The organism is Stenotrophomonas chelatiphaga, assembly GCF_001431535.1.
Classification (GTDB): Bacteria; Pseudomonadota; Gammaproteobacteria; order Xanthomonadales; family Xanthomonadaceae; genus Stenotrophomonas; species Stenotrophomonas chelatiphaga.
Map to the genome: position 1 here is coordinate 1 of NZ_LDJK01000053.1, position 9,431 is coordinate 9,431.

At 69.1% G+C, this 9,431-nt stretch carries 10 protein-coding genes; 6 read left to right on the forward strand and 4 right to left on the reverse strand.

Annotated elements, in window-relative coordinates; translation table 11 throughout:
• The 3 genes from ABB28_RS11830 to ABB28_RS11840 all read left to right on the forward strand — a co-directional run.
• Window positions 1–702 (forward strand): autotransporter outer membrane beta-barrel domain-containing protein (locus tag ABB28_RS11830; protein ID WP_152983467.1); only part of this gene is annotated, 702 nt, incomplete at its 5' end.
• A 128-nt stretch (window positions 703–830) separates the two neighbouring features.
• Entirely contained in the window at window positions 831–1,607 is a 777-nt protein-coding gene (locus ABB28_RS11835) for an AMP nucleosidase (RefSeq protein WP_057508825.1), read from the forward strand.
• A gap of 44 nt (window positions 1,608–1,651) precedes the next feature.
• Window positions 1,652–2,191: a DUF924 family protein gene (locus ABB28_RS11840; RefSeq protein ID WP_057508830.1), complete on the forward strand. Its 540-nt coding sequence runs from the start codon at window positions 1,652–1,654 to the stop codon at window positions 2,189–2,191.
• Between the two features lie 71 nt (window positions 2,192–2,262).
• Here ABB28_RS11840 and grxD read toward each other — a convergent pair whose 3' ends face one another.
• The gene (gene grxD / locus ABB28_RS11845; protein ID WP_042613684.1) at window positions 2,263–3,189 is read right to left on the reverse strand and encodes a Grx4 family monothiol glutaredoxin; all 927 of its coding nucleotides are present in this window, start codon (window positions 3,187–3,189) and stop codon (window positions 2,263–2,265) included.
• Between the two features lie 59 nt (window positions 3,190–3,248).
• Between grxD and ABB28_RS11850 the strand changes: the two genes are divergently transcribed.
• Window positions 3,249–4,031 (forward strand): polysaccharide deacetylase family protein, encoded by a 783-nt coding sequence (locus ABB28_RS11850; RefSeq protein WP_057508826.1) that lies wholly within the window; start codon window positions 3,249–3,251, stop codon window positions 4,029–4,031.
• Between the two features lie 9 nt (window positions 4,032–4,040).
• Here ABB28_RS11850 and ABB28_RS11855 read toward each other — a convergent pair whose 3' ends face one another.
• The 3 genes from ABB28_RS11855 to ABB28_RS11865 are packed head-to-tail and all read right to left on the reverse strand — an operon-like array spanning window position 4,041 to window position 6,667.
• Entirely contained in the window at window positions 4,041–4,769 is a 729-nt protein-coding gene (locus ABB28_RS11855; protein ID WP_083492013.1) for a methyltransferase, read from the reverse strand.
• 3 nt (window positions 4,770–4,772) lie between these two features.
• Window positions 4,773–5,384, reverse strand: a complete 612-nt coding sequence (locus ABB28_RS11860; RefSeq protein WP_057508827.1) for an SGNH/GDSL hydrolase family protein — start codon at window positions 5,382–5,384, stop codon at window positions 4,773–4,775.
• A 5-nt stretch (window positions 5,385–5,389) separates the two neighbouring features.
• Window positions 5,390–6,667, reverse strand: a complete 1,278-nt coding sequence (locus ABB28_RS11865) for a pyridoxal phosphate-dependent aminotransferase (RefSeq protein WP_057508832.1) — start codon at window positions 6,665–6,667, stop codon at window positions 5,390–5,392.
• A 122-nt stretch (window positions 6,668–6,789) separates the two neighbouring features.
• On the opposite strand from ABB28_RS11865, the gene rsgA reads away from it, so the two are divergent.
• Both rsgA and ABB28_RS11875 read left to right on the forward strand, forming a co-directional pair.
• The gene (rsgA, locus tag ABB28_RS11870; RefSeq protein WP_057508828.1) at window positions 6,790–7,887 is read left to right on the forward strand and encodes a ribosome small subunit-dependent GTPase A; all 1,098 of its coding nucleotides are present in this window, start codon (window positions 6,790–6,792) and stop codon (window positions 7,885–7,887) included.
• Between the two features lie 130 nt (window positions 7,888–8,017).
• Window positions 8,018–9,271 (forward strand): flavohemoglobin expression-modulating QEGLA motif protein, encoded by a 1,254-nt coding sequence (locus tag ABB28_RS11875; protein WP_057508829.1) that lies wholly within the window; start codon window positions 8,018–8,020, stop codon window positions 9,269–9,271.
• The last annotated feature ends 160 nt before the right edge of the window (window positions 9,272–9,431 follow it).

The following is a 9,431-nucleotide window of genomic DNA, read 5'->3' on the forward strand; positions in this document are numbered from 1 at the left end:
CTCGGCCTGCTGCTGGGCAATGGCCGCACCGACACGAAGCAGGCGCAGGGAAGGTCGGCGAAGGCGCGCATCGACAACACCCACGTGGGCCTGTACGCCGGCCACAGCTGGGGCGCGTTCGGCCTGCGCGGTGGCCTCGGTTACAGCCGCCATGACATCGACAGCAGCCGCCAGGTGGCCTTCGCCGGCTACAGCGACGGGCTGAATGCCAGCTACGACGCCAAGACGAAGCAGGCCTTCATCGAAGCCGGCTACCGCTTCGGCGGTACGCAGGGGGGACTGGAGCCGTACCTGCAGCTCGCCCGTGTCGAAGTGGACGTGGACGATGTGCGCGAGCAGGGCGGTGCCGCCGCGCTGACCGGCCGGGTGGCCGACACCGCGACCACCGTGGCCACCGTCGGCGTGCGTTTCAACAAGGGCCTGAAGGCCGCGTTCCAGCAGGACGCATGGCTGCACGTGGTGGGCGGGGTGGGCTATCGCCGCGCTTCCGGTGACCGCGATGGACTGGCGCAGCTGGCCTTCGATGGCGGCAGCCGCTTTGCCGTCAGCGGCGCGCCGATCGCCGACAGCGCGGTGGTTGCCGAACTGGGCCTGTCGGCCTGGTTGAGCCCGCGCCAGCAGCTGGAACTGGGCTACAACGGCCAGTTCGGCGATGAAAGCCGCGACCATGGCGTGAATGCGCGGTGGTCGGTCCGGTTCTGATGGCCGGGTGACCGACGCGTGACCAGGGGCGGCCTTCGGGCCGCCCTTTTTGTTGCGGCAGCGCCGATGCTCGACTCCGCGCCGCCGCTCTCGCAGAATCGTGTCCTGAAGCTCGCCAAGACCGCCGCATGAAAACCAAGCAGGACATCGTCGACAACTGGCTGCCGCGCTACACCGGCGTGCCGCTGGACCAGTTCGGGCAACACATCCTGCTGACCAACTTCAGCGGCTACCTGCATGCCTTCGCCCAGCTCAGCGGTGCACCGGTAGTGGGCCTGGACCGGCCGATGGCCAGCGTCACCGCCGATGGCATCAGCATGATCAACTTCGGCATGGGCAGTCCCAACGCGGCGATCATCATGGACCTGTTGTCGGCGGTGATGCCCAAGGCGGTGCTGTTCCTGGGCAAGTGCGGCGGGCTCAAGCGCAAGAACCAGCTGGGTGACCTGGTCCTGCCCATCGCGGCGATCCGCGGCGAAGGCACCTCCAGCGACTACCTGCCGCCGGAAGTGCCGGCGCTGCCGGCGTTCGCGCTGCAGCGGGCGGTCAGCACGATGATCCGCGACCTTGGCCATGACTACTGGACCGGCACCGTGTTCACCACCAACCGGCGCGTATGGGAGCACGACGAAGCCTTCAAGGAGCGTTTGCGCCGCATGCGCTGCATGGCCATCGACATGGAAACCGCCACGGTGTTCGCGGCGGGCTTTGCCAACCACATCCCGACAGGGGCCTTGCTGCTGGTCTCCGACCAGCCGATGATCCCGGATGGGGTGAAGACCGAAGCCTCCGATGCCAAGGTGAGTTCGCAGTTCGTGGACAACCATATCCAGATCGGCATCGAGGCCCTGCGGTTGATCCGACGCAACGGCAAATCGGTCCGCCACCTGCGGTTCGACGAATGACCGGCAATGGGCAGGGCGCCCCGATGCAGCCCGTGGAGCAGGATATGCAGACCGCAGCGCAGGTAGTGGCGTTCTGGAACGAGGCAGGACCGGCGAAATGGTTCGCGCGCGATGACGCGTTCGATGCGCGGTTCCGTGCGCTGTTCCTGGAAGAACACCATGCGGCGGCGTCGCGTGCCCGCGAACACTGGCTTTCCACCGCCGAAGGGGCGCTGGCGCTGATGCTGCTGTTGGACCAGTTCCCGCGCAACTGCTTCCGCGGCACTGCCCATTCGTATGCCACCGACGGGCTTGCCCGGCATTACGCGATGCGCGCGGTGGAAGAAGGCCTGGACCTGGAGCTGCTGCCCAAGCTGCGTGCGTTCATCTACCTGCCCTTCGAACACTCCGAAGAGTTGCAGGACCAGGACCGGTCGGTGGCGATGTTCGACGTGCTGGGCGACAAACAATACCTGCAGTTCGCCGAGCTGCACCGGGACATCATCCGGCGTTTCGGGCGCTTCCCGCACCGCAACGCGGTGCTGGGGCGGATGACCACGATGGAAGAAATGGACTTCCTGGCCGAGGGCGGATTCGCGGGCTGACGCACTGGAACGGAAAACGCCGGCGGCTGCCGGCGTTTCCGTTCATCAACAAGGGTGCTGGAGGTCCGGAATCAGTACTTCGGCACGCCGTTGTCGACCTCGTCGGACCACGCATCGATGCCGCCGGTCACGTTGTGCACCTTGGTGAAGCCCAGCGCACGGAACTGCTCGGCGGCCTGCGCGCTGCGGCCGCCGTGGTGGCACAGGAAGGCCAGCGCGGTGTCCTTCGGCAGCGCCTCCAGCTCGGCACGGCCGTTGCCATCGAAGACCTTGAACGGCACGCCGACCGCGGCGATTGAACGCTCTTCGGACGGACGCACGTCCACCAGCAGCACCGTGCCGGCACGCACCAGGTCATCGGCGTCGCGCACCGACAGTTCGGTGATGGCCTTGGGGGCGTTCGGGTTGTCGATGGCCAGGCCCTTGCCGCGGATGTCGTCCACCCAGTCGATGGTGATGCCGTCGGCGCGACGCGCGCTGGCCAGGTCGAACTGCACGCGCAGGCCGTTGGATTCGGCCGCGATCGCGCCCTCGTCGAACGGAGCCAGCTGGAAGTTCGGCTGGAAGCGCGCATCGATGCCCAGCTGCAGGGCCGCGCCCGGCGAATCGGCCAGCGCACCCTTCAGCATCTCCACCGCGGCCGGCGTCACGGTGATGGACGGCGGCGTGCGGTCCGGGGCGGCCAGGCCGAGCACGCTGCTCAGCTCGCCGCTGGAGGCCATCTGCAGGATGATGTCGCTGCCACCGACCAGCTCGCCGTCGATGTACAGCTGCGGGATGGTCGGCCAATCGCCGTACTGCTTGATGCCTTCGCGGATCTCCTGGTCGGCCAGCACGTTGACGTGGCCGAACTCCACGCCAAGGTCCTGCAGTGCGCCGACGGCCTTGGCCGAGAAGCCGCACTGCGGCATGGACGGCTGGCCCTTCATGAACAGCACGACGCGGTCGTTGGCGAGGAGGGTTTCGATGCGCGAACGCAGGGCGGGATCGAGGGACATGGCGGTGGAAATCCGGTGATATCGAACCGCTGATTCTACCCCTCGTGGCATCATGGGGCATGACCACGATGGAAACGCTGCATTGCCCCCCGCGCTGGCCCTGGCGCGCGCTGCTGGGCTTCGCGCTGTCCCAGCTGCTGGCGCTGGCGGTGGGCCTGCTGGCCGGGTGGGGCTGGGGACTGGCCCTGCTGCTGGCCAGCCACGCGCTGTTCCTGGTGCCGGTGTTCCTGCCCAACAGCCGCTTCTACACCCCTGTCATCCGCCGCCTGGCCGATGCCGGCGATGCGGTCTGGCTGACCATCGACGACGGGCCCGGGCCCGACACGCGCGCGGTGCTGGACCTGCTGGACCGCTACCAGGCCAGGGCGACCTTCTTCCTGGTGGGCGAACGCGCACTGGCCCATCCGGACCTGGTGCGCGAGGTGATCGGCCGCGGGCATGACGTGGGCAATCACAGCCACAGCCACCCGCAGGCACGGTTCTGGCGGCTGGGGCCGGCCGCCATGGCGCGCGAGATCGGTCACTGCCAGCAGGCCCTGCAGGCGATCACCGGCCGGCCCCCGCGCTGGTACCGCTCGGTGGTGGGCATGACCAACCCCTTCGTGGGCCCGGTGGTGCGGCACCTGGGCCTGACCCGGGTGGGCTGGAGCGCACGCGGTTTCGACGGGGTGGACTGCACGCCGGCCGAGGTGCTGGCGCGGTTGCTGCCCGACCTGCAGCCCGGGGCGATCGTGCTGCTGCATGAGGGCAGCGGGCACGGCCACAACCTGCAGATCATCGAAGGCGTGCTGCAGGCCCTGGACCAACGCGGCCTGCAGGCACGGCTGCCGCCGCAACGTTGAGGGGTCGGATCAGCCCGGGGCCACCGGTCGATGGGCGACCAGCAGCCAGCTGTTGAACGGGGTGCGACCGTGCAGCGGGCGGGGCGCTTCGGCGACCAGCCCGGCCGCGCCCAGTACCTGCTGCAGCACGTCGGCGCGGGGGTAATGGCGCGGGCGGGTACGCATCCAGCCGGACAGCCAGCCGAGCCGATCCGCCAGACGCGTGGTGCGGTCGCGGCCATCGCCGGTATCCAGCGGGCTGCGCAGTACCAGCGTCGCGCCCGGTGCCACGCGCTCGGCCGCCGCCCGCAGCAGGCTGGCCTGGGCGTGTGCGTCCAGGTAGTGCAGCACGTCCAGCACCGCCACGTGGCCGCTGTGGCGTGGCAGCGGCTGCTGGATGTCCAGCTGGCGCAGGTCCAGTGCGGGAAGGGCCGCGCGGCGGACCGCACGTGCACCGCGATCGATCTTGCCTGCATCCACGTCCACGCCCAGATACGGCTGCGTGCGGCCATGGAGGCGCGCGACGTGGCCGAGCAGGCCCAGCCCGCAGCCCAGGTCGAGCAACGCAAGGCCATCGTCCGGCAGGGCCTGCAGCACCCCGTTGTAGAGCGGGTCACTGCCGAGCTTGGCACGCACGTAGTAGTAGGTGCTGCGATTGCCCCAGCGGCTGGCCGGCAGGAACGCCCGGGCGATCGCCGTGGCGTCCGCGGTGTCCAGGCAGGCGGCCGCTGAGGCTGCCCCGGGCCGCGCGCCGGCCACGGCTCAGGCGGCGGGCGCGAGCAGGCGCTCGGCCAGCGGCAGCGCCCGCTGCGCCCACAGCGCGTACATCCGCGCCGAAGGATGCAGGCCATCGTCGGCCAGCATCGCCGCTTCCGCGCCGTGCTGGCGCGAGAGGTCGGTGATGTCCACGAACACCACGCCGTGCGCCTGGCAGATGGCCTGCGCCGCAAGGTTGTAAGCATCCAGCGCGGCGGCAATGGCGGTGCGGTCGCGATCGTGCGCGAACGGGGTGACGCCCCAGTCCGGGATGGACAGCACCAGCACCCGTGCGGGGCTGCCGCCGGTGAACGCCAGCGTGCGCTGCAGCAGGGCGCTGAACTGCTGCTGGTAGTCGTCCAACGACCGACCGCGGTACTGGTTGTTGACCCCGATCAGCAGGCTGGCGAAGTCGAATGGACCGGTCGGCGCCGCGGCGTCGATGCCGGCATCCAGCTCATCGGTGGTCCAGCCGGTGGTGGCGATGGTCTGCGGGTCCTGCAGCGCGATGCCGCGCATGCGCAGCAGGGCCGCCAGCTGCTGCGGCCAGCGACCTTCCGCCGGGACGCCTTCGCCAATCGTGTAGGAGTCGCCCAGGGCCAGCCAGGTCAGTGCCACCGGGGTCAGGCGACGGCCGAGCGACGTGGCTTCAGCGGCACCACTTTGCGGTTGGCTTCGGCGCGCCGCGCCAAGGCGCGGTCGATTCGCGAGAACACCTCGCGCATCACCGTCGCTTCGGGCAGCAGGGTCACGCGGAAATGATGGCGGTAGGGCACGTTGAAGCTGGAGCCGGGAACCACCAGCACGCCTTCGTCGGTCATCAGGTCGAGCGCGAAATCGTGGTCGTCCAGGCCCTTGGCGGCATCGCCGACCACGGCCGGGAAGGCGTACAGCGCGCCCGCCGGCGCCACCAGCGAGAGGTGCTCGCTGGCCGCGCAGGCGTCGATCACCGCGCGGCGGGTTTCGTACAGGCGGCCACCGGGCGTGCACAGCGGGGTGATCGTGTCGGGACCGTTCACGGCGGCGTCGATGGCGTACTGGCCGGGCACGTTGGCGCACAGGCGCAGCGCGCTGAGCAGGTCCATCGCGGCGCGGAACTCGCCCAGCCGCCCGGCGTCGCCGGACAGCATCGCCCAGCCGACGCGCCAGCCGCAGGCGCGGTGCACCTTGCTCAGGCCGCTGAAGGTGATGCAGGGCTGGTCACCGGCGAGCGGCGCGACCGGTTGGAACACCGCGTCGTCGTACAGGATCTGGTCGTAGATCTCATCGACCATCAGCAGCAGGTTGTGCTTGCGTGCGATGGCGACGATGCGCTCCAGCAGTTCACGGGAATAGCTGGCGCCGCTGGGGTTGTTCGGGTTGATCAGCACGATGGCACGGGTGCGCGAAGACACCAGCGCTTCGATTTCGCTCGGATCGGGCTGGAAGCCATTCTCCGGGGCGCAGCGGTAATACACCGGGCGGCCGTCGTTGAGGATGGTCGCCGCCGACCACAGCGGATAATCCGGCGAGGGCACCAGCACTTCGTCGCCGGGATTGAGCAGCGCGCGCAGCGACAGGTCGATCAGTTCGCTGACCCCGTTGCCGATGAACACCCGGTCCGGGTGGGCGTCCGGTGCACCGCGACGAGCGTAGGCGGCGGCGATGGCCTCGCGCGCCTCCGGCAGGCCCTGCTGGTGGGTGTAGGGGTCGGTGCGGCCCATGTCATCGGCGATCGCGCGCTGCAGGTGTTCCGGGGCGCGGAAGCCGAAATTGCCCGGGTTGCCGATGTTCAGCTTGATCAGCGTGCGGCCCTGCGCCTCCAGCTCCCGCGCTCGTCGCGCCAATTCTCCTCGGATCTCGTAGCGCACTTCGGAAAGGCGCTCACGGATGGCCAGGGGCTTGGGCGTGGGGGTGGACATGGCAGACGGGCCGTCGATGGGCATGGAAGGCCCATACTAGCTGAATTGCTGCAGCGCATGGCAAGGGTGGCGGCCGGGCATGGCCCACGCCCGCAGGGCCCGCTGCCGGTAGAATGCTGACGATGACCGATACCCCTGATTACCCCGCGCTGCAGACCATTGGCTGGCCATGGCCCGGCCCGCCCGCCACCGCCGACCAGGCGGACTGGCAGGCCGCGATGGCCACCCATCCGCTGGCGCGCCCTGCGCGGGTGATCGAGCAGCACCGCACCCATTACGTGGTCGCCGACGGGCCGGATGCATCAATCAAGGCCGAATCCCTGCCGGAATGGCAGCGTCCGCGCTTTCCCAGCCATGAGCGCCCCGCCGTGGGCGATTGGGTGCTGCTGGAGGGCGTGCGCATCGTCGCGCTGCTGCCGCGGCGCACCTCGATCAAGCGGGGCGCGGCGGGGGAGCACTACCATCAGCAGGTGATCGCGGCCAACGTCGATACGGTCTTCATCGTCTGCGGGCTGGACGCTGACTTCAATCCGCGCCGGATCGAGCGCTACCTCCTGCTGGTGGGCGGCGGCGGTGCCGAGCCGGTGGTGGTGCTGACCAAGGCCGACCAGACCGAGTACACCGAAGACGCGCTGGCGGTGCTGGAAGAACTGAAGGCGCAGGGCATCGCGCTGCGCGCGGTGAATGGGCTGGACCCTGCGAGCGTGGCGACCCTGCATCCGTGGTTGGGCGCGGGCCATACGGTGGTGCTGGTGGGCTCTTCGGGTGCGGGCAAGTCGACCCTGACCAACACCCTGCTCGGCGAGCAGCGGATGAAGACCAACACGGTGCGGTCCAACGATTCGCGCGGCCGCCACACCACCACCCACCGCGCGCTGATGCCGTTGCCGATGGGCGCCTGCCTGATCGACACGCCCGGCATGCGCGAACTCAAGCCGACCGGCGAAGAGACGCTGGCCGAAGGCGGTTTTGCCGATATCGAAGCGCTGGCGGCACAGTGCCGGTTCCGCAACTGCCTGCACCAGCAGGAGCCGGGGTGCGCGGTACGTGCGGCGATCGAGGAAGGCGAGATCGAAGAAACCCGCGTGCTGAACTACTTCAAGCTGAAGGAAGAAGTCGCCGCCGCCGCCGCCAAGCTGGCCGTGCGCCAGGCCGAGACGGCGCAGGAACGCCGCACCGCCGCCCGTCGTGGCGCAGGCAAGGCGCCGCGCCGCCGGTAGTGACGGCCGCTGGCCGTCAGCTCTCCGGCAGTAACGGCCGCTGGCGGTCAGCTTCCGGTAGTGACGGCCGCTGGCCGTCATTCGCTCCGGCGTCGACGGCCCGCGGCCGTCACTACCGTATAGTTGGCCCATGGATTCAGGCGCGACGCTCGATCGTGAAGTGGCCCACCATGCCGCGCTGGACGCGCGGCTGGTCGACGCTGTCGGTGGGATCCGGCTGCTGGGATTGACCAGCTGGCCGGCCGGCCTGCAGTCTCCGTTCCTCGCCAGCGTGGCGCGTGGCCAGCCGCAGCTGCCCGAAGTGGACTACCCGAAACTTGATTTCAGCGACGCGCGACGCGCGTTGGCGGCGCTGACCGCCGAATGCGATGCCGACCACCCGCTGGGCCGTTACGTACAGCAGTCCGCGCAGAGCTGGGACCTGGCCGCGCAGCTGCTGGAAGGACTGGGCACCGCTGCGGTGGATGCGTGTTCGGTGCAGTTGTTCGGTTCGCCCGAACAGCCGCTGCCCGGCAACGGCCCGAGCACGCGCGATGCGGCGCGCCATTTCATCCAGATCGCCACCGAACTGGACCACGAGCTGCTGGCACCGGAAGAGCAGGTCCCGGTATCGGCCACGGCCCTGCAGCTGCAGCTGCAGAGCGACCTGGACGCGTTCTTCGAATCGCGCATCATCCAGGTGCAGTTGGACCCCGGACTGGTGTCCAAGGCGGCGGCCGGGCCGGCCCGCATCCGCCTGCGCACCAGTGCCCGCTTCAGTGCCTACGACCGTGCGCAGTTGTTCCACCACGAAGCGCTGGTGCACTCGCTGACCGCATTGAATGGCAGGGAGCAGCACGTCCTGCCGAGCCTGGCGTTGTCATCGCCGCGGGTCACCGCGACCCAGGAAGGCCTGGCCACGTTCGCCGAGCAGATCACCGGCAGCATCGACATAGAACGGCTCAAACGCATCAGCCTGCGCACCGAGGCGATCGCGATGGCGCGCGAGGGCGCGGATTTCATCGAGGTATTCCGCTATTTCTGCGATGCCGGGCAGAACCAGGAAGAGAGCTTTGCTTCGGCCCAGCGCGTGTTCCGCGGCGTGCCGCCTACCGGTGGCATGGCCTTCACCAAGGACACGGTGTACCTGCGCGGGCTGGTGTCGGTGCATACATTCTTCCGCCACATGCTGGCCGAGGACCGCCTGCAGGTATGCCGGTGGTTGTTCGCGGGCAAGATGACGCTGACCGATGCGATCACCTTCGCGCCGTTGTTCGAGGCGGGGATCCTGCAGCCGCCGCGTTGGCTGCCGCATTGGGTGAGCCGGGCCAATGGGCTGGCGGGGATGCTGGCGTTTTCGTTGTTCGCCAATCGGATACGGATGGATCAGTTGTCACCGGAGTGATTGGTCGAACGGGTGGAACCCCCTCGCGGCGGGTGGCAATTGAAGCGGTTCGCTGGTTTGGCGACGGGTGGGTGGGTCATGCAGGACCGTCTGTTGCCATGGATGGCAACAGCGAGCCCCCAAGGACGGGTTTACGGCGTGTCCTGCATGACCCACCCAC

Excerpts from the sequence above, each read along its gene's own strand:
- ABB28_RS11850 (WP_057508826.1), top strand. The coding sequence starts at position 3,249 with ATGACCACGATGGAAACGCTGCATTGCCCCCCGCGCTGGCCCTGGCGC.
- ABB28_RS11865 (WP_057508832.1), bottom strand. The coding sequence starts at position 6,667 with ATGTCCACCCCCACGCCCAAGCCCCTGGCCATCCGTGAGCGCCTTTCC.
- ABB28_RS11875 (WP_057508829.1), top strand. The coding sequence starts at position 8,018 with ATGGATTCAGGCGCGACGCTCGATCGTGAAGTGGCCCACCATGCCGCG.
- grxD (WP_042613684.1), bottom strand. The coding sequence starts at position 3,189 with ATGTCCCTCGATCCCGCCCTGCGTTCGCGCATCGAAACCCTCCTCGCC.
- ABB28_RS11840 (WP_057508830.1), top strand. The coding sequence starts at position 1,652 with ATGCAGACCGCAGCGCAGGTAGTGGCGTTCTGGAACGAGGCAGGACCG.
- rsgA (WP_057508828.1), top strand. The coding sequence starts at position 6,790 with ATGACCGATACCCCTGATTACCCCGCGCTGCAGACCATTGGCTGGCCA.
- ABB28_RS11835 (WP_057508825.1), top strand. The coding sequence starts at position 831 with ATGAAAACCAAGCAGGACATCGTCGACAACTGGCTGCCGCGCTACACC.